This window comes from Collinsella aerofaciens, assembly GCF_015557435.1.
GTDB lineage: Bacteria > Actinomycetota > Coriobacteriia > Coriobacteriales > Coriobacteriaceae > Collinsella > Collinsella aerofaciens_Z.
In genome coordinates this window covers 1-23,476 of record NZ_JADNOH010000057.1, presented here as the reverse complement: position 1 = coordinate 23,476, position 23,476 = coordinate 1, and the positions used below count along the sequence as shown (strand labels likewise).

20 protein-coding genes, 1 other RNA gene and 1 riboswitch are annotated in these 23,476 nt (G+C 60.0%); of the genes, 7 read left to right on the top strand and 14 right to left on the bottom strand.

Annotated features, from left to right (window positions below):
- Positions 1-22 precede the first annotated feature (22 nt).
- The 3 genes from I2G43_RS05340 to rpsA form a co-directional block, all read right to left on the bottom strand.
- Positions 23-661, bottom strand: a complete 639-nt coding sequence (locus I2G43_RS05340; protein WP_195535368.1) for a YigZ family protein — start codon at positions 659-661, stop codon at positions 23-25.
- Between the two features lie 213 nt (positions 662-874).
- Positions 875-1,236: RNase P RNA component class A (gene rnpB / locus I2G43_RS05335), an RNA gene on the bottom strand.
- A gap of 323 nt (positions 1,237-1,559) precedes the next feature.
- The gene (gene rpsA, locus I2G43_RS05330) at positions 1,560-2,726 is read right to left on the bottom strand and encodes a 30S ribosomal protein S1 (RefSeq protein ID WP_022095232.1); all 1,167 of its coding nucleotides are present in this window, start codon (positions 2,724-2,726) and stop codon (positions 1,560-1,562) included.
- A gap of 316 nt (positions 2,727-3,042) precedes the next feature.
- On the opposite strand from rpsA, the gene I2G43_RS05325 reads away from it, so the two are divergent.
- Complete coding sequence (locus I2G43_RS05325; RefSeq protein WP_324249503.1) at positions 3,043-3,801, top strand: HAD family hydrolase; 759 nt, start codon at positions 3,043-3,045, stop codon at positions 3,799-3,801.
- Here the strand turns inward: I2G43_RS05325 and I2G43_RS05320 are convergent.
- Positions 3,798-5,117: a serine dehydratase subunit alpha family protein gene (locus I2G43_RS05320; RefSeq protein WP_117629410.1), complete on the bottom strand. Its 1,320-nt coding sequence runs from the start codon at positions 5,115-5,117 to the stop codon at positions 3,798-3,800. The genes I2G43_RS05325 and I2G43_RS05320 overlap by 4 nt on opposite strands.
- A 270-nt stretch (positions 5,118-5,387) precedes the next feature.
- Between I2G43_RS05320 and rpiB the strand changes: the two genes are divergently transcribed.
- Entirely contained in the window at positions 5,388-5,855 is a 468-nt protein-coding gene (gene rpiB, locus I2G43_RS05315; RefSeq protein WP_055251633.1) for a ribose 5-phosphate isomerase B, read from the top strand.
- Positions 5,856-6,038: 183 nt separating this feature from the next.
- Here rpiB and ndk read toward each other — a convergent pair whose 3' ends face one another.
- The 4 genes from ndk to I2G43_RS05295 all read right to left on the bottom strand — a co-directional run bounded on the left by ndk (position 6,039) and on the right by I2G43_RS05295 (position 10,000).
- Positions 6,039-6,443 (bottom strand): nucleoside-diphosphate kinase, encoded by a 405-nt coding sequence (ndk, locus tag I2G43_RS05310; RefSeq protein ID WP_195535366.1) that lies wholly within the window; start codon positions 6,441-6,443, stop codon positions 6,039-6,041.
- A 377-nt stretch (positions 6,444-6,820) separates the two neighbouring features.
- On the bottom strand, positions 6,821-8,251 hold the full coding sequence (argH, locus tag I2G43_RS05305; RefSeq protein ID WP_195535365.1) for an argininosuccinate lyase: 1,431 nt from the start codon (positions 8,249-8,251) through the stop codon (positions 6,821-6,823).
- A gap of 118 nt (positions 8,252-8,369) precedes the next feature.
- A complete protein-coding gene (locus I2G43_RS05300) occupies positions 8,370-8,540 on the bottom strand; it encodes a hypothetical protein (protein WP_156058436.1) in 171 nt (56 codons plus the stop codon).
- A gap of 233 nt (positions 8,541-8,773) precedes the next feature.
- The gene (locus I2G43_RS05295; protein ID WP_195535364.1) at positions 8,774-10,000 is read right to left on the bottom strand and encodes an argininosuccinate synthase; all 1,227 of its coding nucleotides are present in this window, start codon (positions 9,998-10,000) and stop codon (positions 8,774-8,776) included.
- Between the two features lie 553 nt (positions 10,001-10,553).
- Here I2G43_RS05295 and I2G43_RS05290 point away from each other — a divergent pair.
- On the top strand, positions 10,554-11,381 hold the full coding sequence (locus tag I2G43_RS05290; protein ID WP_195535363.1) for a Cof-type HAD-IIB family hydrolase: 828 nt from the start codon (positions 10,554-10,556) through the stop codon (positions 11,379-11,381).
- Positions 11,382-11,592: 211 nt separating this feature from the next.
- On the opposite strand, the gene polA is transcribed toward I2G43_RS05290, so the two are convergent.
- Positions 11,593-14,337 (bottom strand): DNA polymerase I, encoded by a 2,745-nt coding sequence (gene polA / locus I2G43_RS05285; protein ID WP_195535362.1) that lies wholly within the window; start codon positions 14,335-14,337, stop codon positions 11,593-11,595.
- Positions 14,338-14,503: 166 nt separating this feature from the next.
- On the opposite strand from polA, the gene I2G43_RS05280 reads away from it, so the two are divergent.
- Both I2G43_RS05280 and I2G43_RS05275 read left to right on the top strand, forming a co-directional pair.
- On the top strand, positions 14,504-15,901 hold the full coding sequence (locus I2G43_RS05280; protein ID WP_118094086.1) for an aminopeptidase: 1,398 nt from the start codon (positions 14,504-14,506) through the stop codon (positions 15,899-15,901).
- Positions 15,902-16,004: 103 nt separating this feature from the next.
- Positions 16,005-16,814: a YaaA family protein gene (locus I2G43_RS05275; RefSeq protein ID WP_195535361.1), complete on the top strand. Its 810-nt coding sequence runs from the start codon at positions 16,005-16,007 to the stop codon at positions 16,812-16,814.
- Positions 16,815-16,854: 40 nt separating this feature from the next.
- Here the strand turns inward: I2G43_RS05275 and I2G43_RS05270 are convergent, their stop codons facing one another.
- Entirely contained in the window at positions 16,855-17,370 is a 516-nt protein-coding gene (locus I2G43_RS05270; protein WP_195403970.1) for a hypothetical protein, read from the bottom strand.
- Positions 17,371-17,433: 63 nt separating this feature from the next.
- Positions 17,434-17,549: riboswitch (TPP riboswitch) on the top strand.
- On the opposite strand from I2G43_RS05270, the gene thiC reads away from it, so the two are divergent.
- Both thiC and thiD read left to right on the top strand, forming a co-directional pair.
- Complete coding sequence (thiC, locus tag I2G43_RS05265; RefSeq protein WP_099431544.1) at positions 17,542-18,876, top strand: phosphomethylpyrimidine synthase ThiC; 1,335 nt, start codon at positions 17,542-17,544, stop codon at positions 18,874-18,876. It overlaps the preceding riboswitch by 8 nt.
- Before the next feature lie 178 nt (positions 18,877-19,054).
- Complete coding sequence (thiD, locus tag I2G43_RS05260) at positions 19,055-19,885, top strand: bifunctional hydroxymethylpyrimidine kinase/phosphomethylpyrimidine kinase (protein WP_195535360.1); 831 nt, start codon at positions 19,055-19,057, stop codon at positions 19,883-19,885.
- A 248-nt stretch (positions 19,886-20,133) separates the two neighbouring features.
- Here thiD and I2G43_RS05255 read toward each other — a convergent pair whose 3' ends face one another.
- The 4 genes from I2G43_RS05255 to I2G43_RS05240 form a co-directional block, all read right to left on the bottom strand.
- The gene (locus I2G43_RS05255) at positions 20,134-20,793 is read right to left on the bottom strand and encodes an SGNH/GDSL hydrolase family protein (RefSeq protein ID WP_195535359.1); all 660 of its coding nucleotides are present in this window, start codon (positions 20,791-20,793) and stop codon (positions 20,134-20,136) included.
- A gap of 79 nt (positions 20,794-20,872) precedes the next feature.
- Positions 20,873-22,009 carry a TIGR02452 family protein gene (locus I2G43_RS05250; RefSeq protein WP_195535358.1) on the bottom strand — a complete coding sequence of 379 codons (1,137 nt, stop codon included), beginning with the start codon at positions 22,007-22,009 and terminating at the stop codon, positions 20,873-20,875.
- A 139-nt stretch (positions 22,010-22,148) separates the two neighbouring features.
- Positions 22,149-22,844, bottom strand: coding sequence for a Bax inhibitor-1 family protein (locus tag I2G43_RS05245; RefSeq protein ID WP_195535357.1), 696 nt, complete (start codon positions 22,842-22,844; stop codon positions 22,149-22,151).
- 83 nt (positions 22,845-22,927) lie between these two features.
- Complete coding sequence (locus I2G43_RS05240) at positions 22,928-23,266, bottom strand: hypothetical protein (RefSeq protein WP_195535356.1); 339 nt, start codon at positions 23,264-23,266, stop codon at positions 22,928-22,930.
- Positions 23,267-23,476: the final 210 nt, after the last annotated feature.

The window sequence follows — 23,476 nt, the reverse complement described above, 5'->3', positions numbered from 1 at the left end:
AAAAGCACGCCGACCGTCGCCGTTAGAACTCGGCAAATTCGGGAGTGCTGACCTCAATCTCCTCGCGCCCCGCCATAAGCTCGCGCATCTTAGCGCAAAACGACCCCTGCTCCCCCGCCTTAAACACCAAATGAAGTGTCACGGCATCCGCGTACTCGGTATCCGAAACCTTGGCACCGGAATCCTGGGCCAAGCGAAGCACCTGCTCATACTGCGGATAGGCCACATGCACGTCAACAGGCACGACACTCGTCATCTCGACGATCTGCCCGGCCTCCTGAGCCGCGGCCACCGCCGCCTGCGTCGCCGCGGTATAGGCGCGTACCAAGCCACCGGGCCCCAACAACGTACCACCAAAATAGCGTGTCACTACGCAGCAAACATTTTTGAGCCCCGCGCCACGCAGCACCTCGAGTGTCGGCATACCGCTCGTACGGCTCGGCTCACCATCATCGCTCTGGCGCTCACGCCCATCGACCAAAATCCACGCGGGAACATTGTGTCGAGCGTCGTAATGACGCTTGCGAACCATCTCGATAAAGGCATTCGCCTCGTCCTCGGACTCAATATGGACCAGCTGGGCAATAAACCGGCTCTTGCGGTCCACAAACTCGCCCGAAGCCTCAATATTCGATTGCAGAGTAAAATAGCTGTCCAACAAAGCCCCTCAACAAAATAAAGCGCAGCAACAAACAGCCTCAATAATACGATAACCCTAGTAAAAAGAATGGCAACGCCGATGATTCCGTCAACGAAAGCGAGAACCCGTCAGCGCGAGCAAGGTGCCTTGAAAGCCGAGGGCATTGACCTTATGGTCATGCCCGAAGGTTTGAAAGGCAGATTGCCGCGCTGACGGGTTCGCAGCGTCAACAAAGTGCCGAGTGGGCCGATAAGCCGGGTTCTGTCGTGAACGGTCATTTATCTTGTCTGCACGTTACCGTGCAGCTCCACGCACGCTACCCGAACGCGGACCGGGCCGGCCCATAGCGTTCCTATTCGCGCTTGCTCCGGATGGGGCTTGCCAAGCCGCCATGTTGCCACGACGCTGGTGGTCTCTTACACCACCGTTTCAGCTTTTCCCTTTACGCCTTGCGGCGCAGGTGGGAGTCTTCTTTTCTGCGGCGCTTTCCGTCGGATCACTCCGCCCGGCCGTTAGCCGGCATCCCGCCCTCTGGAGCCCGGACTTTCCTCACGCGTACTGCAAGCAGCACATCGCGCGACCGTCTGGCCCACTCAGCAGTGCAAGAGTGTAACACACCGTTACCGCAGGCAATGGCACAACGCAAACGCTCGACACGATAAACCAAGAACCGCCATGCGTTACAATGATCCTGTCGATGGGCAACGTCGTCAGTCGAGACGCGACCGCGCTCCGCACCCCTCCGTCTACTCGGTGTGTTCCCGCCTCCTCCCCGAGGCGGGATGTCGGCTTTTTTCATGCACCGACAATCCAATAGCCTGTGGACAGCCCGGCAGCATTGCGCATCTCGGTGCCAAATGCAAAAAGGGACCCGTCCATTACGGACGGATCCCTTAAAACAAGTGATCGTCAAACCGATTTACTCGGCGTCGGTCTCCTCGTCCTTCTTCTCGGAAGGCAGCGGGGTAACCTCGATCTCGACGCCCAGAGTCTCAGCAGCAGACTTCATGGACAGGGAGATACGACGACGATCGAGGTCGATCTCCATGACCTTGACCTGAACCTTGTCGCCAACGTGGGTGACCTGAGAAGGCTGGTCCACGTGCTTGTTGGCCATCTCGGAGATGTGCACCAGGCCCTCGATGCCCTCGCCCAGGTCAACGAAAGCGCCGAACGGGACAAGCTTGGTCACAGTGCCCTCGACGATAGCGCCGACGGGGTACTTCTTGACCAGTGCGCGCCACGGATCCTCGGTGGTCTGCTTGAGACCCAGGGAGATGCGCTCGCGGTTGAGGTCGACGTCGAGAACCTCGACCTCGACCTCCTGGCCGACCTTGACAACCTCGGAAGGATGGTTGACGTGGTTCCAGGAGAGCTCGGAGATGTGGATGAGGCCGTCGATACCGCCGAGGTCGACGAAGGCGCCGAAGTCGACGATGGAGGAAACGGTGCCCTGGAGACGCATGCCAGACTTGAGCTTGGACAGGATCTCGGAGCGCTCGGCCTTACGGGACTCCTCGAGCACGACGCGACGGGAGAGGACAACGTTGTTGCGGTTGCGGTCCATCTCGATGACGCGGGCCTCGATGCGGGTGCCCATGTAGGAGGTGAGGTCCTTGACGCGACGGAGGTCGACGAGGGAAGCGGGCAGGAAGCCACGCAGGCCGATGTCGAGGATCAGGCCGCCCTTGACAACCTCGATAACCTCGCCCTCGACGTTCTCGCCGGAGTTGAACTTCTCCTCGATGCGGTTCCAAGCACGCTCGTACTCGGCACGCTTCTTGGACAGGACCAGACGACCGTCCTTGTCCTCCTTCTGGAGAACCAGAGCCTCGATGGGATCACCGAGTGCAACGATGTCTGCAGGGTTAGCGTCCTTGCGGATGGACAGCTCGCGGACCGGGATAACGCCCTCGGACTTGAATCCGATGTCAACGAGCACCTCGTCATGCTCGATCTTAACGACAGTGCCGTTAACGAGATCGCCCTCATCAAAGTCGGTAATCGTACCGTCGATGAGGTTGTTCATCTCCTCCTCGTTGACATCGTCAAGAGAGAAAATGGACGAGTTCTGAATCTCACTCAAAGGTGGACCCCTTTCGAACTACGGGGCCCCGATTGCTAGGACCTACAGAAGGGTGCGACAAGCACACAACGTTTAGGAACACTCGGGAGCCGACAGATACTAATTGTGACGCTTATGCAATCACGTTCGTATAGGTTACGGGGAAATGAGTTCGATTTCAAGCGTGAACTGCGATTTTTTACTCGTGTGGAGACTTTTTCGTAATCTTATGAACACACGTCTCCGCAACTTGACGATAACCAGCCAGGCATTCGGCTTTGGGGTAAAGTATCCGGAGCCAACGATTCTAGATCGATTTTTCGAGAAAGGTGCCCGCGTGCTCAAAGCAGTCGTTTTCGATATGGACGAAACGCTTCTTAGCATCAACCTCAACGCGTTCATCCTTCGCTATTTTAAGGATGTCTCTTCGATGCTCGCGGATATCGGGCGCCGCAGCCGCGGTGGCACGATGGCACGCCTCGGCACCATCCTGGTCGACCTCAACGCCAATCGCCGCAGCGGCACGGACAACCGCACCAATCTTGAGTTTTACCAAGAAGAGGTCGAGCGCCGATGCGGGATTTGCCTCTCGGACCCACTTATCTACGAGGCGTTTACCTACTACGACCGCGAAGTTCTTCCGTACAAGAATGACGAATTCATCAACGCCCATGCCATGCCGGGCGCACACGCCGCGCTTCAGGCCGTACAGGACGCAGGGCTGCGCTGCGCGCTCTTTACCAACCCCAGCTTTCCGCAGGGGGCCATCGAGTGCCGCATGGGTTGGGGCGACCTGGCCGACGCCCCCTTTGAGCTCGTCACGCACATGGGAAACGCCACCCGCTGCAAGCCTGATGCCACCTACTATCTAGAGCAGCTTCAGGTGATGGGGCTCGAACCGCACGAGGTCCTTATGGTGGGCAACGATCCCAAACGCGACTTCCCCAGCCCCGCCTGCGGCATTCAGACTGCCTATGTAGGCCAGGGCAAGCCCAACCGAGTCACCTGGCGCGGAACCATGGAAGGCTTCGCCCGCGACTTTAACGCCGTAGTAGAAGCCTTCTACGAACACCAAGTAGCCGACGAACTGTCCTAGCACACTTGGGTTTTGCCGATCATGATGTTGAGGATCTCGACGTCGGTATCTTTCATGCCCACACGGCCTACGTAGCCCATACTGGCGATTGTCTGCTCAACGGTATCTTGGATCAGGCCCTCGCCGGCGCGGAAGCCGCGACCCTGCATGGCCATATCATGGCCCAGAATCGCTGCATCGACGGCAGCCGAGATCTTGGCGGCACAGCTCGCCTTGGCGCCATCGCACACGATGCCGCCCACATTGCCGAGCGTATTGGAGACCGTCGCACCGATTTGCTCGCGCGTGCCACCGCACAGCCAGGTAATCGCGGCACCGGCACCGCACGCAGCGCAAATAGCGCCGCAAAACGCCGAGAGCGCACCAATGTAGCTCTTGATATGCACGGCAATGAGATCGGACAGCATCACGGCACGCACCAGGCGCTCGTGGTCGCAGCGCAGGTACTCGGCATACTCCATGACGGGCAGTGCGCAGGTAATGCCCTGATTGCCCGAGCCGCACACAATGGCGACCGGCAGCGCGCAACCGTTCATGCGGGCGTCGGACCCGGCGGCCGCACGGGCACGGGCACGGCAGGCGACGTCATCGGCACGAGCACCCAGCAGCGTACGACCCACCTCGGCGCCCCAAGCGTGCGCAAGGCCCTCGGCACTGATTGCGCCATTCAGCTCAATCTGACGCTCAACGGCAGCGCGGGCGCCCTCAATGTCACCGTCCTCGATAAAGTCGATGATGGAATCAATGGACATGGGCGTATCGGCGTTATCTGCCGCACGCTCGGCCACCACGCGCTCGGCGCAGGCGGCGCACTCCCCCGCCGACTTGCCGCATACCGGAATACCATCGAGCGTATGGCACGTGACATTAGTGTGGTGATCGGTAATCTCGACGACCGCGGTATGGCCCCCGGCCGTCGCAGTCACCTTGATGTAGAGGTTGGGCACACCCTCGACAAGCGACACATCGCAGTAGCCGGCGTCGGCGAGGAGCTCGGCCACGCGAGCGCGGTCTTCATCGTTAACGCTCTCGAGCACCTCGAGCGCGCTCTTAGCGTCGCCGCCCACGGCACCCAGCACGGCCGCGGCTTCAATACCGTGCATACCGCCCGAGTTGGGCACGGTCACGCTCTTAACGTTCTTGATAATGTTGCCCGAGCAGGCAACATCCATATGATCGGGTTCGCAACCGAGCGTCTGGCTCGCCAGCGCCGCTGCATAGGCAACGGCAATGGGCTCGGTGCAGCCGAGTGCACAGACAAGCTCGCGGTTCAAAACATCGCAAAACGCGGCATCACGGATGGAATCGGTAGGCATAGGTATCTCCTACTTGCATAACGGGCTGGACTCTCAAAAAAGTTGGCTCCTTTATTTGATAACAATGCATCAAAAACCGCAACCACGGTTCCGGCGGACGGCGCTCAAGCACAAATTGGCGGCATTATTCATGAGAGGCCGGTCTTGTTGCCTGCTAAAGCGTTTGACCAAAAAACGCCCGAGCGTTTACGCAAAAGTCGCGCTATCATGCAGTCGAACGCGGTAAACACCTTTAGCATTTGCGCCGCACAGACCAGAGAGGAACCATCCATGAAGATCGGTATCGGTAACGACCACGCCGCCGTCGAGCTCAAGAACATCATTTCCGAGCACCTGAAGGAGCGCGGCTGCGAGGTCGTGAACTTTGGCACCGACACCTCCGAGAGCTTCGACTACCCCATCGCCGGTTACAAAGTGGGCAAGGCCGTTGCCAACGGCGACGTTGACCTGGGTATCCTGATCTGCGGCACCGGCGTCGGGATCAGCCTGGCTGCCAACAAGGTCGAGGGCGTACGCGCCGTCGTGTGCTCCGAGCCCTTCAGCGCCAAGCTCTCGCGCATGCACAATAACACCAACGTGCTCGCCTTTGGCGCCCGCGTCGTTGGCTCCGAGCTCGCCAAGATGATCGTCGACGAGTGGCTCGACGCCGAGTTTGAGGGCGGCCGTCACGAGCGTCGCGTCAACCTCCTCAACGAGATCGACCAGACCCGCGGTCTCAAGGTCGTCGACGAGGCCTAAAGACTTACAACGCCATACGCTAGCGACAGCCCCCGCCTGGAATGCACGCACATTCCAGGCGGGGGCTCTTTAGTAGATTTCTAGGCATGTCCCAAAAATCTACTGGAATATAAAAGGGCGCCGCGGATGGAGTTCCGCGGCGCCCAAGCCACACGCTAACAGCTTTAAGGAGTCAAAGCTGGTTTAGCCAAAGAAGCGCTTGATCTCGATCTCGGCGTTCTCCAGGCAGTCGGAGCCGTGAATCACGTTGGCGTTGACATCGACGGCGAAGTCGCCGCGGATGGTGCCAGGAGCAGCATCAAGCGGGTTGGTGGAGCCCATAAGGGTGCGCATCTTGGAGACAGCGGAAAGACCGGAAACAACCATCTTGACGACCGGACCGCTCGTCATAAAGTCGCAGAGACCGCCAAAGAAGGGCTTGTCGGCCAGATGGGCGTAGTGCTCCTCGACGGTAGCGCGCTCGAGCGTGGTCATCTCCATGCGCTCGATGACAAGGCCGCTGCGCTCAATACGAGCAACGATCTCGCCGATCTTGCGGTCGCGCACGGCGTCGGGCTTAATTATGATGAAGGTCTTCTCGATAGCCATAAGGTAGCCTTTCAAGTAGGTTCGCGCGTGCCCAAGTCCCATTCCGGCACCCGCCTGGACTGCATCGTAACAGAGTTTTAGCTGCAGTTAAACAAAAAGCTGTTTATTGAAACGCTGCAATTTATTAAAGCGCTCCATATGTGTCACTTCTGTTTCGAAGCCCGATTAGAGTACCATCCGACCGCTCATCAACCACATCGAACAGAGCGGGCGGTCGGTTGCCACCCGCGAACGTACCCCCTTCACAACCTGCGCAAATGTCCTACAAAAGTTTTCGACAAGCTCCTTCCTTCTCTATAACAAAACGGGCGCCCACCGTAGCAGGCACCCGTAAAGGCAAGATATGATGAACGCACCAGACAGACGCATCCAATAAGCTAATTAGCTCCGTGGCCCATCTCGACGACCTTGGTCAACGAGCCAAACACGCCCTCATCGGCCGCAAGCTGCGTCTCGGCGCGCCCCAACTGCACGGCAACGGCGGCAGGAGCGGTGCCGCCCTCGGTCGTGCGCGCGGCAACGATCGACGGGATGTCGAGCGCCTCGGTAATATCGCGCTCAAAGAGCGGGCTTGCCTCCTGAAACACCTCAAACGGCAGGTCCTCAAGATTGCAGCCGCGCTTCTCACACATCAGGACCAGATGGCCCACCACGGCATGCGCCTCACGGAACGGCAGGCCGCGCTTTGCCAGGTAATCGGCAACATCAGTGGCTGCCAAGTGGCCCACGCCACACTCGCGCGCCATGGCGACCTCGTTGACAGTCCAGGTCGAGATCATGCCCGCCATAACGGACAGGCACTGCATGAGCGTGCGAGCGGTATCGAGCGCGCCCTCCTTGTCCTCCTGCAAGTCCTTGTTATAAGCGAGCGGCAGGCCCTTCATGGTTACCAGCAGCTGCACCAGGTTGCCGTACACGCGACCGCTCTTACCGCGGATAAGCTCGGCAAAGTCGGGATTCTTCTTCTGCGGCATGATGGACGAGCCGGTGGAGTAGGAGTCTGAAAGCGTGATAAAGCCAAATTCGGAGCTCGACCACAGCACGATCTCCTCGGAAAGACGCGACAGGTGCATCGCCATGACGGATCCGGCGTAATGCAGATCGAGCAAGAAATCACGGTCGGAAACCGCATCGAGCGAGTTGGGAATCACGCCCGCAAAGCCAAGTTCGGCAGCCGTCATCTGGCGATCGAGCGGATAGCTCGTACCGGCAAGCGCGGCAGCACCCAGCGGGCAGTTGTCGGCGGCATCAAAGGCGGCCTTCAGGCGCGTAAAGTCGCGCGCGAACATCCAGGAATACGCCAGCAGATGATGCGAGAGCAGCACGGGCTGAGCGTGCTGCATATGCGTGTAGCCCGGAAGAATCACCTTGTCGTACTTCTTGGCCGCATCCACCAGCACATGGCGCAGCTCAAGATTGGCCTCCATGAGCTCCTTGGCCAGCGCCTTGACGCCCAGGCGCGTATCGGTCGCCACCTGGTCGTTGCGCGAACGCCCAGTATGCAAGCGCTTGCCAGCCTCGCCGATACGACGCGTCAGCTCGCTTTCGATGGACATATGAATGTCCTCGTCGTTGATATCAAAGGTGAAGTTGCCGGCATCGATATCCTGTTCGATTCCGGTCAGGCCCTCGGCAATCGCCTGCTCGTCCTCGGCGCTGATAATGCCCTGGGCCGCCAGCATCTTGGCATGTGCCTTAGATCCGGCGATATCCTGCTTATAGAGATGTTTGTCAACCGGCAACGATGCGCCAAACTCCTGCGTGACCTCGGCCACGCCTGCCTCAAAACGACCGCCCCAAAGAGCCATGGAACCGTCCCCTTTCATCAAATCCCAAAACAAGCGCCCAAAGCAATGCGCCCTGTCGCTAAAGCGATTTCTCAACCGCTAGTTTTGCATATTCCCCACCATGTGCGAGGCCATATAGCTAATTTGCAAAGAAGTGACGCGCCATGCACTTGGCGCCCAACGTCTCCCTCCGAATGTTGCCCTGCGAACCATCGATCCAGGCCTTTAGGCTCATAGGAACGTCCTCGACCTTTGCAGCATCGAACTCGGGCGCGAGGGCAAGTAAAGCATGCGCGATAGCATTGAACATAATGGATACTCCCCATATATATAGGCGCAGGGCCGTCAAATTGATAGGAGGAGCCCCGCCGGACAACCCCGGCGGGGCTCGGACTCAGCCGCAGACGCGGCATCATATATGCGGGCGGAACGTAGGGGCCACCGATGTTAAGAAGTGTCAGCAAGCATAACGAAAGGTAGGGACCCCATGTGCCCGTTATGTATCACGCGGATGGGCCGCGCGGATACCAAAGGAAGGAGGCGCTAGGCCTGGGCGGCAGCAGAGCTAGGGCCCTGGACCTTAGCCCACGTCTTGAGCGACAGCGTATCGATCTCGATAAAGCCGGCGCTGGCCTTCTCGTCAAACGTAGTGTCGCGGTCGTAGGTAGCCAGACCGTAGTCATACAGGCTAAACGGGCTCTTGCGGCCGACGACATGGCAGTTGCCCTTAAAGAACTTCAGACGGACGGTGCCGGTCACGAACTTCTGGGTGTCGGCCATAAAGGCATCGAGCGCGTTTTTGAGCGGGCTGTACCACTGACCGTTGTACACGGCGGTGGCCCAATCCTGCTCGAGCTTAATCTTGGTCTTGAGCAGGTCGCCCTCGACGCAGATGTCCTCGAGCGCCTTGTGGGCGGTGATGAGCGTCAGGGCGCCAGGAACCTCGTAGCACTCGCGACTCTTGAGGCCCACCAGACGATCCTCGACCAGGTCGAGACGGCCAAAGCCGGTGTCACCCGAAATCTTGTTGAGGGCGATGACGATCTCGGAGAGCTTCATCTTCTTGCCATCGACGGCGACGGGCTTGCCGGCCTCAAACTCAATCTCGGTGTAGGTCGGGGTGTCGGGCGTGTCCTCGGGATTCTTGGTCATAACCCAAGCGTCGTCGAGCGGCTCGTTCCAGGGATCCTCCAGGTGACCGCACTCAATGGCACGACCCCACAGGTTGTCGTCGATGGAGTAGGGGTTGTCGTTGGCACCCTCGGGAACCGGCACGTTGTGGGCGTGGGCATAGGCGACCTCGTCGGGACGGCACTTCAGGTCCCACTCGCGAACCGGGGCGATAACCTTGAGCTCGGGGTCGAGGGCCTTGACGGCGGCCTCAAAACGGACCTGGTCGTTACCCTTGCCGGTGCAGCCGTGGGCGACATAGGTCGCGCCAAACTCGTGGGCGACCTCGACAAGCTTCTTGGCGAGCAGCGGGCGAGACAGCGCGGAGAGCAGCGGGTACTTGTTCTCGTACATGGAGTTTGCGGCGATGGCCTTAGTCAGGAACTCATCGGAGAACTCGTCGCGCAGGTCGAGCACCTGGCAATCGAGAACGCCCAGGTCAAGCGCCTTCTGCTTCTTGGCATCCAAGCCGGTCTCCTCCTGGCCCACGTTGCCGCAGACACAAACAACATCGAGATTCTTCTCGTCCTGGAGCCACTTGACACATACGGATGTATCAAGACCACCGGAATATGCGAGAACGACTTTTTCCTTGCTCATGGCTGTTTCCTTTCGCCCTTGGTAGCTAGTTAGAACATCGGTCAGTTGCAAGTCATTTCGAGGTCAAAAACCGTGCAATATCAGGTTAAATAGCAAAAAGCAGCACAACATGCCCTAGAAACATGCAGCAATGTCGTGCTAAAACCCAACGACCTCAAAATGACTCTGTTGAGGCAATTCGCCCCATACGGACAGAGACGATTGTTATCGTCGTCGGGAAATTGCGCGCTGGCGTCGGATGGCATTGTCTGCAGTAGTGATGATCTTTACGAACTGCATCTGCCTCTCCTTTCACCTATCGCCGGGCGCAATTCTAATATCGCAAACGGTACCTTTTCCTCGGTAAGCGGTGCTTTTGCCGTCTCCGTTTTCGATGGTTGCTATATTACGCTAAAGTGCCTGCTGTACAAGCGACAAATTCAAATTTCTGAAAAGTTTTTTCATTAGTTTGTGAATTGCAGTGCAAGTACGCACCATTCCTGCGAAAATACGCTCGATTACATAGCAGAGGGTCATTACGCCCGAAACAATCTGGAAACGGAAAGGCGCATTTATGCAGACTTATGAATCAGACGCCAACATCGGCAACATCAAACTCATCGCCGTCGACATGGACAAGACGCTGCTCACCGACGAGCGCGTACTGCCGCAGGGTCTTGATGAGCGCCTGGACAAGCTCGCCGACGCAGGCATTGTATTCTGCCCCGCCAGCGGACGCCCCGCCCCCAAACTCGAGGAAATGTTCGAGAGCATTAAGAACCGCCTTGCTTTTTGTCCCGACAACGGAGCCTGCGTCATCTATCGCGGCAGCTATATCTATAAGAGCAACATCGATGTGGCGCTGTATCAGCAGGTGCTCGCCCGTGCCTCGGAGGACCCGCGTGCCGTTCCCGTCTTGTGCTGCTACGACGAGTTCTATGTGCTCGCCCGCGACCATCAGTACCACGACGAGATCAGCGTGTACTACAACACGATCAACTACGTCGATAGCTTTGAGGGCCTTGATATCGAGTCCAACAAGATTTCGATCTTCTTCCCCGCCTACGATGCCGAGCCAGCGTTTCGCGAGGACTACAGCCCCGAGTTCTCGGACAAGCTCTACGTCACCAACGCCGGGCGCGAGTGGATCGACTTCATGAACCTGGGCGTCGACAAGGGGTCGGGCGTAGCACATCTCTGCGAGCGCCTGGGCATCGATATCGCCGACGCCGCTGCCGTGGGCGATACGTACAACGACATCCCCATGCTGGAGCACGTCGGGCATAGCTTTATCGTGGACAATGCCGAGGAGCACATGAACGCGCATGCCAAATGGCGCATTCCGAGCAACAACGACGGGGGCGTACTGACGCTCATCGACGCCATCTTGGCGGCCCGTTAACGGAGCTCGTCGGACCCGGCCGGGCGCCAAGATGGCGTCTTGAGTGTCTAGATACTTAGCTGAAATGATTTGAGCAGAGGGGAGCTCCTTGTTGGGAGGGGCTCCCCTCTGTTTTGGTTACTGTGGGACAAATTAATCAGTAGTGTTTGTCCCAAATCTTAAGTATGTGGGGGCTTGCGTCTTGGGCGAGCTTGCCTTACGGAGTGCTTCCCTATTTCGCGTCGGCCCAGGTTATGCCGGTGCTGGCTTCGGCGATCAACGGTACGCGGAGGTCTACTACGTGTTCCATGACGTCGCGGACCATGGCGGTGAGGCGCTCGACTTCGTCGACGGGGCACTCAAAGTCCAGTTCGTCGTGTACCTGCAGGATCATGTGGGCGGCAAAGCCTTCTTCTTCCAAGCGACGGCTTACGCGGGCCATGGCGATCTTGATGATGTCGGCGGCGGTGCCCTGCATGGGGTGGTTCATGGCCGTGCGCTCACCAAAGCCGCGGAGCTGTGGGTTTTTGGCCTTGAGCTCGGGAATATGGCGTCTGCGGCCATACATGGTCTCGGCATAGCCCGTCTGCTTGGCTCGCGCCACCACATTGTCGAGGAACGTGCGCACGCCCGGGTAGGCCTCGTAGTAGCGATCGATCATATCGCGCGCCTCGGCCATCGAGATGTGCAGCGACTGCGACAGTCCATAGGCCTGCTGGCCGTACACGATGCCAAAGTTCACGGCCTTGGCGCGGCTACGCAGGTCGGGTGTCACCTCGGACACCGGCACGCCAAATACGCGCGCGGCCGTCTCGGCATGGAAGTCCTCGCCCTCGTTGAAGGCGCGCACCAGGTGCTCGTCACCCGAAAGATGCGCGAGCAGGCGCAGCTCGATCTGCGAGTAGTCCACCGCCAAAAAGACGCTGCCCTCGCCCGCCGAGAACGCCGTCTTGACGGTACGCCCCAGCTCCGAGCGCGTCGGAATGTTTTGCAGATTGGGGTCGCTCGAAGACAAACGCCCCGTCGCGGTGATGGTCTGGTTGTACGTGGTGTGCACACGCCCGTCACCACGGCGCAGCGGGCCCAGCGTGTCCAGATAGGTCGACTTAATCTTGGACTTCTCACGCCAGTCCAAAATCAGGCGCACGATCTCGTGGTCGCGGGCAAGGTCGCTCAGCACCTTGGCGTTGGTCGAATAGTAGCCGCGCTTGGTCTTTTTGAGGCCCTTGGTCGGAAGTCCCATAACATCAAACAGCACGTGCGAGAGTTGCATGGGGCTGCCGATGTTAAAGGTCTCGTCGCCGGCCAGGTCGCGAATGCTGCGCTCGACATCGGCAATCTGGGTCGCCAGGCCCTCGGACAGACTGTGCAGGCGGTCGGGGTCCACGAGCATGCCTGCGCGCTCCATCTTGGCGAGCACCGGCACGAGCGGCATCTCGATGCCGTCGAACACGTTGGCGGCGTTCTCGCGCGCCATGCGCTCGCGCAGCGGTGCAACCAGCGCCAGCGTCAAGGCCGCCGTGCGAGCGGCGGGCGCAGGAGCGTCCTCGCCAGCACCCTCTGCGCCGCGCGCCGCAGGCAGCGCCATCTGCAGATACGTATCGGCCAGATACACCTCGTCAAACTCGGAGCGGTCGGAATCCAACAGGTAGGCGGCAACAACGGTATCGAAGATGCGCGTGGAATCGACTGCCAGCGGATCCATGAGCTCGAGCTCAGAAGAATCGATGGGCGAAAGCTCATGCAGAAGCGCCTTCATATCCGGGCTCGCCACACGGCCTTCCATAAACAGACGCGCGAGCACGCCGGCAATTACGCCGTGGGCGAAGTTGAAGCCCTCAACCTCAGCCGCCGCACCGCTGTCGCCCTCCTCGAGCGCAAACAGGCCCTTGGACGTCGCCAACCACAGCGTGCGCGTCAGCCCAAAGAGCGCGCCCTCTTCCTTGTCATCGTCCACCACGGCGGCGACCCACTCGCCGGCATCAATCACGCGGGAGACCTCAGCCGCAACGGCACCAAGCGCGCCAGCATCGCCGGCGGCTGCGCGCAAAACGGCGGGAATCTCAAACGTGCTGGCAGCTGCCCCGCCCTCGCCGCCGATCAGCGCCAAGAAACGGTTCTGCATGGCGGTGATACCAAGCGTGCCCAGCGCCGCGGAAACCTCATCGGCGGAAAACGCCGGGAAGGACGTCGCCTCAAAATCGAGCTCAACGGGTGCATCGGTGCGGATGGTCGCCACCTTACGGCTCAGCAGCGCGTCGTCGATGTGTGCGCGCAGGTTTTCTCCCATCTTGCCCTTGACCTCGTCAGCATGCGCGATGACCTCGTCAAGGCTGCCGTACTGCGCGATGAGCGCACTCGCCTTTTTGGGGCCGATGCCCGGTACGCCGGGAATGTTGTCCGACGTATCGCCCTTCAGACCGTAAAAATCGGGCACGAGCGCCGGCGTGATGCCGTGATACAGGTCGTCCACGCTCTCGGGCGTCATGATCGCCACGTCGGACAGGCCCTTGCGAGTCGAGACCACGTTGACGTGCTCGGTCACGAGCTGATACATGTCGCGGTCGCCGGTCACCAGCAGCATGTCGCAGCCGGCCTCCTCGCCCAGGCGCGCCATGGTTCCCAGGATATCGTCGCCTTCCCAGCCCTCGGACTGCAAAATGGGCACGTTGAGCGCGGCGAGCAGCTCCTTGATCATGGGGAACTGCGCGTGCAGGTCGGGGTCCATGGGCGGGCGCTGCGCCTTGTACTGCGGCAGCATCTCCATACGCACGCGCGGCTTGCCCTTGTCAAACGCCACGACAACGCCGTCGGGATTAAAGGCATCGATCATCTTGAGGAACATGTTCAGAAAACCAAAGATCGCGTTGGTGGGGCGACCGTCCGGCGCGTTCATGGTCGGCGGCACGGCGTGGAAGGCGCGATGCATGAGCGAGTTGCCGTCGATGACGGCAAAGGTACGGCGCTTTTCAGACATATTGAATACCTCGCTTTGGGCTGGGCACGGTTTGCTCACACCAGTTTACACGCTCCCCGCCCCGCGGCCACCGCACATCAGGCTTCCCTGCCGCCGCGGGCCCGCGCGTGATACGATGGCTCACGGTACATCAACCAGCACGATCGATCCGAAAGGAGCCTGCGTCATGGAGCGTCCCTGCGCATGGAAAAAGTACACGCCACAGCAAATCGAGGAGCTCGAGGAGCTTTGCCGCGGCTATAAGCAGTTTTTGAGTGAGAACAAGACCGAGCGCCTGTGCGTCAAGGCCGGCATCAAGATGGCCGAGGAGGCGGGATACGTCAATCTGGAGACCGTGATCGCCGAGGGCCGCGCGCTCAAGGCCGGCGACAAGGTGTACGCCGCCAACCACGGCAAGGACCTCATGCTCGTCAACCTGGGCACCGCCCCGCTCGAGCAGGGCTTTAACATCCTGGGCGCCCACGTGGACTCGCCGCGCCTGGACCTCAAGCAGAACCCCGCCTTCGAGGCCGGCGACATGGCTTATCTCGACACGCACTACTATGGCGGCGTCAAGAGCTACCACTGGGTCGCTTCCCCGCTCGCACTCGTGGGCGTCATCTGCAAAAAGGACGGCACCACCGTCGACATCAACATCGGTGACAAGGCCGACGACCCGGTCTTTACCATCTCCGACCTGCTGATCCACCTCTCGAGCGAGCAGATGGCCAAGCCCGCCAAGGACGCCGTCGACGCCGAGATCCTCGACGTGATCGTGGGCGGCCGCCCCGTCAAGTTTGACGAGGACGACAAGGACGCTCCCAAGGAGCCCGTCAAGCAGATGTTCCTGGATATCCTCAAGGAGCAGTACGACGTCGAGGAGGAGGACTTCCTTTCCGCCGAGATCGAGGTCGTGCCCGCCGGCCCCGCCCGTGACATGGGCCTCGACCGCTCCATGATTCTGGGCTATGGCCACGACGACCGTGTCTGCGCCTATCCGTCCATGCTCGCCCAGATCAACGTCGCCAACGTGGAGCGCACGAGCATCACACTCATCGTCGACAAGGAGGAGATCGGTTCCGTGGGTGCCACCGGCATGACGAGCCGCTTCTTCGAGAACACCGTCGCCGAGATCATGACGCTCGCCGGCGAGGATAGCCCGCTGGCCCTGCGCCGCGCGCTCGCCCGCAGCCGCATGCTCTCCTCCGACGTGTCCGCCGGCTTCGACCCGGGCTACGCCGGCAAGTTCGAAACCAAGAACGCAGCCTTTATGGGTCGCGGCCTGTGCTTTAACAAGTACACGGGCAGCCGCGGCAAGGGCGGCTCTAACGACGCCGACGCCGAGTATGTGGCCCTCATCCGCGACATCATGGACGAGGCCGGCGTGGACTTCCAGACCTGCGAGCTCGGTCGCGTCAACGCGGGCGGCGGCGGCACCATCGCATACATCATGGCTAAGTACGGCATGAACGTCATCGACTCTGGCGTTGCCGTCCTGTCCATGCACGCCCTGTGGGAGGTCGCTAACAAGGCCGATATCTACGAGGCCTATCGCGGCTACAAGGCCTTCATCGAGCGCGCGTAACCAACCCTTCATCAGTTGCGGTGAAATACAGACTAAACTGGCCCATAAACGGCCAAAACAGACCGTATTCCACCGCAACTTCCTTTTTGGCAGAGGAGAGTCCATGCTGCAGGTCGTCATTTCGCCCGCCAAGCAGATGCGCGCGGCCCAAGATGCTTTTGAAGTCCTGGGCATTCCACCCTTTGCGCGCGAGACGGCTCGCCTCCACCGCGCACTGCTAGATATCGAGCGGAATGAAGGCAGCGACAGCCTGCAGGCGCTATGGAACGTGAGTGACAAACTGCTGGGGCCTTGCCTCAACACCCTGCATGAGTTCGGGCCCATCCTGAAAAACGGCGATCTCGACAATCCCGCACTCGCCTGTCACCTCTCCCCTGCCGTCATGTCCTACCACGGCATTCAATACCAGAGCATGGCGCCCGAGGTGATGGATTCCGCGCAGCTCGCATGGCTGCAAGACCATCTGTGGATCCTCTCGGGCCTTTACGGGTGCGTTCGCCCCTTTCATGCCGTCGAACCATATCGGCTGGAAATGGGCGCAAAGCTCGCCGTTGACGATGCCCGAGACCTCTATGCGTTTTGGAGCGACAAGCTCGCGCGGACTATCGCCCCGGCAGGCTCAAACACCACGATCGTCAACCTCGCCAGCGTAGAGTACGCCAAAGCCGTTCTGCCCCATCTCGCGGGCGACGCCACGGTCGTCACGTGCCTCTTTGGCGAAGGCATCCGCAACGGCAAGCCCATCCAGCGCTCGACCGCCAGCAAAAAGGCACGTGGTTCCATGGTGCGCTGGATGGCAGAAAACAAGCTCGAGGATGTAAGCGGGCTCACCGCGTTTGATGTTGGTTATCGTCACTTTCCCGAGCTTTCAAATAAGAACACTTTGGTCTTCCTGAACGAACAGACCTTGTAGGACCACCGCTACTTTTGAATGTGCTGCCTAGGCACGGCGTCTATTCCGCCAAGCCGTCGGCTTTGGCAACTTCGTTTGTCGAGCCATCTTGGTAGGTAATCTTAACGTGCTCTACCTCGGACACCGCAACACCCGATGGGGGCTCCAAGCGCCATTCCGTCAGCGCGATATCCATAGTCGTAGGCACGTCGCCCTGATTCTTGAGCTTCACCGTCAGCGTTTTGAGCGCCGCATCATACGTCACGCGTTCGATTTCTTCGCCCGGAATAGACCCGCCGCTCAACTGCAGCTGCACAAACTCGTCGCGCGGATACCAATAGTCGCCCGGCGCGGCAACGGTATTGCCGCCCGTAACCTTCACTGTCATGATCGGCAGGGCATCGTCGGCCTCGAACTCCCATGCAGCGCCGCCGTGACCGCCAAACGTCCAGATACAAAAGGCAATCACCAGCACGGCAAGCACCGCAAAACCAATCGCGACAAGGCCATGGTGCGCACGGCTTTCCTCGGCCGATACATCCCATTGCGTCTCTCGATATAGATGCTTGTCTTCCATGTTCGCCTCCCCACAGGCACGCTCGTTAGGCCAATCGTACCCATTCGAGCTATACTTGAGCCCATTACATAAACGGGGAGCTTGCAGGACAAGACGGCAGGCTGAGACTGGGCGCGCCCGCCCTGACCCGCAAACCTGATATGGGTAATGCCAACGAAGGGAGCCGTGCCAATGAGCACACAGACCGAGCCCAAGCTCGTCACGCAAATCGACTTCGCCCGCGCCGGGCAGATCACGCCGCAGATGAAGGAAGTCGCCGAGCGCGAGCATCGCGACCCCGAGTACATCCGCGAGCGCGTGGCCGACGGCCGCATCGCCATTCCCGCCAACATCGTGCACATCAAAAAAGGCATGCGCGCCTTTGGTGTCGGCGAGGGCCTGTCTACTAAGGTCAACGTCAACCTGGGCATCTCGGGCGATAAAGCCGATGCCGCCGAGGAATGGAAGAAGGTCAAGATCGCCGAGGACTTTGGCGCCGACGCCATCATGGACCTTTCCAACTCGGGCAAGACGCGCCAGTTCCGCCAGCAGCTCATCGACGAGACGCCGCTCATGGTGGGCACCGTCCCCATGTACGACGCCATCGGCTACATGGAAAAGCCGCTGGTCAAGCTGACCAAGGACGACCTGTTCGAGGTCGTGCGCGCGCACGCCGAGGACGGCGTGGACTTTATGACCATCCACTGCGGCATCAACAAGTCGGTCACCAAGACCTTTAAGGAGACCGGCCGCCTGATGAACATCGTCAGTCGCGGCGGCTCGCTGCTGTTTGGCTGGATGGAGGTCACCGGCAACGAAAACCCCTTCTACGAGTACTTTGACGAGCTGCTCGAGATTTGCCACGAGTACGACGTGACGATTTCGCTCGGCGACTCCTGCCGTCCGGGCTGCCTCTACGACTCCAACGATGCCACCGAGACCGCTGAGATGATCGAGCTGGGCAAGCTGTGCAAGCGCGCTTGGGCCGCCGGCGTCCAGGTCATGGTCGAGGGCCCGGGTCACATGGCGCTCGACGAGATCGCCGCCAACATGAAACTGCAGAAGCGCCTGTGCCACAATGCCCCGTTCTATGTGCTCGGGCCGCTGGTGACCGATATCGGCGTGGGTTACGACCACATCACCGCTGCCATCGGCGGCGCCATCTCCGCCAGCTCCGGTGCCGACTTCCTGTGCTACGTGACGCCGGCCGAGCACCTGTGCCTGCCCAACGCCCAGGACGTGCTCGATGGCCTCATGGCCACTAAGATTGCCGCGCACGCCGCCGATATCGCCAAGAAGGTGCCGCACGCCCGCGACATGGACGACAAGATGGGCCAGGCACGCCGCAAGCTCGACTGGGATGCCATGTGGAAGTGTGCTCTCGACCCGGTCACCGGCAAGAAACGCTACGAAGAATCCCCCGCCGCCACCGAGGGCACCTGCACCATGTGCGGCAAGATGTGCGCCGTCCGCACCGTTAACAAGGTGTTCGAAGGCACGACGATCGACCTCGGCATGGAGGACTAACTCGTCACCGGAGCCACAATCGGTAACATGGTGTTCGTCAATTGTTGACGTGTGAACATTTGCTTACACTTGCGTAAAGATTGCATCGCCCGCCCGGGTTCGACATAGAGTCGGCCCGGGCATCTTTATAATGCTGGCTTAAAGACCCATTTGATTCCGACCGAACAAGGGAGCAAACATGGATCGCAGTAAGGTACCTGCCGTCCTGTCCATCGCAGGATCCGATTCCAGCGGTGGCGCCGGCATTCAGGCCGACATCAAGACCATCACGGCGCACCGCCTGTATGCCGAGACGGCCATCACCGCCATCACCGCACAAAACACGCTCGGTGTCACCGCCGTGCAGAATATCTCCCCTGATATCGTCGCTGCGCAAATCGATGCGGTCTTTGACGACATCCGCCCGAGCGCCGTCAAGATTGGCATGGTTTCGGCTGCCGAGATTATCGATGTTATCGCCGACCGCCTGAGCGCCTGGAACGCGACAAACGTGGTAGTCGACCCCGTCATGGTAGCCACCTCGGGCGCACGGCTGATTGCCGAAGATGCCGCCGAGGCGCTCACCCGCCGCCTATTCCCGTTGGCGACGGTTATCACGCCCAACATTCCCGAGGCCATGGCGCTGCTCGACTATGAGGTCGATTCCGAGCGTACGCAGCAAAATGCCGCCATGCTCCTCACCCGCCGCTTTGGCTGCGCGGCCCTCGTTAAGGGCGGGCATTTTGTCAATGAGGCCAACGACGTGCTGGCCGAGCCCGCGCCGCTCGATGACGAGGGAAACCACCTGGGTGATCCGCTCACCACGTGGTTCCGTCACAAGCGCATCGAGACCAGCAACACGCATGGCACTGGCTGCACGCTCTCGTCCGCTATCGCCTGCGCGCTGGCCCAGGGCATGGACCTCGCCGACGCCATCAATGCCGGCAAAGCCTACCTAACAGGCGCCCTCGCCGCCGGCCTGGACATGGGCAAAGGTTCCGGCCCCGTCAACCACATGTGGCAGTACTAAAACCCACAGTCAAAACCACCACAAAGGGGACAGGCACCTTCGTGGTGGTTCCCGCAAATATCTCAATCTGTAACAGTTAGAGTCCATTTCTAGGTCTACCTGTTACAGATCGAGATTTTTTATTCGCACCCTTTTATTTATCTCAATCTGTAACAATTACTCGGCAAAATCAACCCCAGATGTTACAGATCGAGACAAACAAACGCCCCAAACCACCGCAAAGATGGCTGTGGTGGTTTGGGGTCGGACTACTCACCGAGCATCTCTTGGAGCTTGGCCGCCACGGCGTGGCCCAGGCTCTCGTGACCCTCGGGCATCATGTGCAGATAGTCAATATCCCCCGCCTCGGCAAAGTCGGCGGCATTCATAAAGTCGCAGCCGAGCTGCTCGGCCACCCACGCGTAGTACTCGGCAAAATGCTCCGACGCCTCCACGGCATGCTCGCCAAACTCGGTCATATACACATCGGCAATCTGCGGCTTAATCTTGATGGGAGCCACCAGCAGAATGCGCGGGCAGGGTGCGGCATCAGTCCACGGAAACACGCGGACCGTGCGAACGAGTGCCATGGCACCGTCAGCGATATCGGTGGCCGTTACGTTAAAAGCGGTCTTGCAGTCGTTAGTGCCCAGCATAATCACAATGGCATCCAGCGGCTTATGCGACTCCAGCAGCATCGGCAGCGCGCGAATGCCGTTGAGGTTGGTGTCCAGATGGTACATATCGTCGCGCACCGTCGTGCGACCGTTCAGGCCCTCCTCGATCACATGCCAGCCCTCGCCCAGATCGCGCTGGGCCACACCGCACCAGCGCACATCTTGCGCATAGCGCACCGCGGTGCCGTCGCGCATACCCGCCGGATCGTAGCCATACGTGTTGCTGTCGCCAAAGCACAGAACGTTTTTCATCTTGAGCTCCTCACTCAGTAAAAAGCCGTCAGGAGCAGCTCCTCCCGCCGGCTTGGCATGTCACATCGCGCGCGTCGCCCTACAGGTACTTGCGCCAATCGTCTTCGTCCTCATCATCCTCAGCAGCAGACTTCGCCTGCTCGGCAGCACGGGCAGCCGCGGCGCGGGCGGCAACCTGGGCATAGGACTCCTCGTTGCGCTCGGGGAAGTTTGCCAGCACGTGCTCGAACTTAGCGAAGTCCTCGTCCCAGCGCGTGGAAGGCACGGCGAAGAAGACCTGCTTGACCTTAAAGTCGCCCGACGCGAGCTCCTTGCGGAAGAGCTCTGCCACAGCCTCGGCGTCAAAGCCGTTGTTGTCGCAGCCCCAAGCTCCCAGCACGAGTTTCTCGCGACCCAGCTCGTCGCAGATGGCGAGGACAAAGCGGATACGGTCGCGCAGGGCGTCCAGCAGGGCGTCGTCGCTCACGCGGTACTCCTGACGGGCACGCTTGACGTTGGGCGCTGCGGCCACGATCACGTCGGCATACGCATGCACGTGGTTGCGGTCGAAGCGCACGGCGGGCACCACCAGGGCGCGGTTACGGTAGAGCTCGCAGTTGATGTTGCGACGGCGGTTCTCGCCATACCATTTACGCTGCTTGTCGAGCACGTTGTACAGGTACGAATCGGCGCAGAGCGTCGCCTCCTGGCCCAGATAACCCTGGATATAGCCGCCGCCCGGATTGGTAAACGAGGCAAAGGCGAGCACGGCCATATCGCAGAACTGCGCATAGCCACGGCCGTTGTCTAGGATGGCCTGCGTGGCCGAAGCATCGAGCACGGTGACCTCGGGCAGGACCGGAGCGGGCTCCTCGGCAGGCGCAGGCTCGGCGGCATCCTCGGCGGTATCCTCGGCGGGCGCAGGCTCGGCCTCAACCGCAGCTTCGACCTCGGCGGCGTCGACCTCAACGGTCTCGGCGGCCTTCGTCTCCTCGACAACCGCCTCCTCAGCAGCCACGACCGCCTGGGCCTTGGCCTTCATCGCCGCGACAAAGCCGGCGGGCATGCCGTCGAACTCGCGAACGCCGGCAAGCGAGCGCTCGATATCCTTGGCGCAGGCCTCGGACACAGCCGCCACATGACGCTCGGCAGCCTTGGCGCGAGCCTCACGCTTAGGGTTCGGCTGCCCCGCGCGGTTGGGCCTGCGGTTACGGTTCCTGTTGTCGACGTCTGCCATAAGTGGTCACCTTTCCTGTCGCTGCCGCTATCGGCTTTTTCCATCCATGATACCCCGCCACGCATAAAAAAGGCGGCCCCGAAGGACCGCCTTTCGCATCGTTTTACCGCGCCCGATAAGAGCAACGCAAGGCATCGCACTAGTCGCGACGACCGAGGATATTCAGAACACGCAGGAACACGTTGATGATATCCACGAACAGGTTGGACGCCATAAGCACCGCATTGGGCAGCGTGGGCGGCACCGTCGTGGCAACATAGGTGTCGTAGCCAATAAAGCCGGCGAACACCACAATCACGATCAGATCGGTGATGGTCTGCGAAACGCCCATGAACATGAGCACGATCTCGACCAGAATGGTGGCGAGCAGAATGCCAAAACCAATGCCATATACGCGTCGGAAGAACTTGGGGAATGTTACGCCCAGCGCGCCAAAGACAAAGGTGATGGCAGCAGTGGCGATAAAGGCGGTGTTGATGGTGGGCAGGTCGTAGTTGGCAAGACCAAACGACGCCGTCAGGCCAAAGGTGCTCGCAAAGACCACGTAGCCCACAAGGGACAGGCCCACCGACTGCTTGCTAGCAGCGGCCGACATCATGACGATGCCGACAATGGTCAGGATAAACGAGCCAAAGACCAGCGGCAGAGCGGCGCCGCTCATCATCATGCGGGCAAACGACATGGTGCTCGTAAAGTAGGCGCCGGCGCCCATGACGCAAAAGCCCAAGAAGATGAGGGCGGACATGGCAAGGTTGTACGCACGCGGCGACATCTCTTTAGCGCGGCTTGCACCGGTCTCGATGGGGCCGTTCTGATAACCCTGAATATCGTTCATACTTCGTCCTTTCAAAAAGCGCCGCGAATGACGGCGCCGTAGATGACAAGATTTCTGCCATTGTACCCGAATGCTGCGTGCTCTTACCTACGGCGCTCCCCCTCGAGTGTGCGGTCGAACGCCCATACCCACCAACGCATCACATGCGCCTGCGAGCCATCCGCCCGTTCGCGCGCCTGGTCCTCCAGATATAACTCGGTCGCATGCCCGCCAAAACGAACCTTATATGTTGCCGTACGGATGCCGTGAACCGTCAGACCGAACCCGGTGGTCGAGACGATCTCGTCAATCGTAAAGCAACGGCCGTCGACCCAGCAGACGGTGACCGGCACGACTTGTCCGCCCGCGAGGATGCGGGCCACGACGTCCACGTACTGCTTGTGCACGCGCCGTGTTTTGCCATCTGTCTGTCGATATTCCATGCCCCTATTATCGAACGCATGTTTGCATGTTGTAAAGCGAACAGACTGTGGTTTTGAAGTGTCGGGGCGCGCACGCGTGTCCTCATGGCGTGTTAGCAAAAAGAACACCCACGGTCAACAGGGCAATACTCAATTTTAGTGCCAAAAATTCACTTGGTTGATTTCCGATCTCAGCCGAACACATTGAGCGGATAGGCCGTTCCCGCAGTT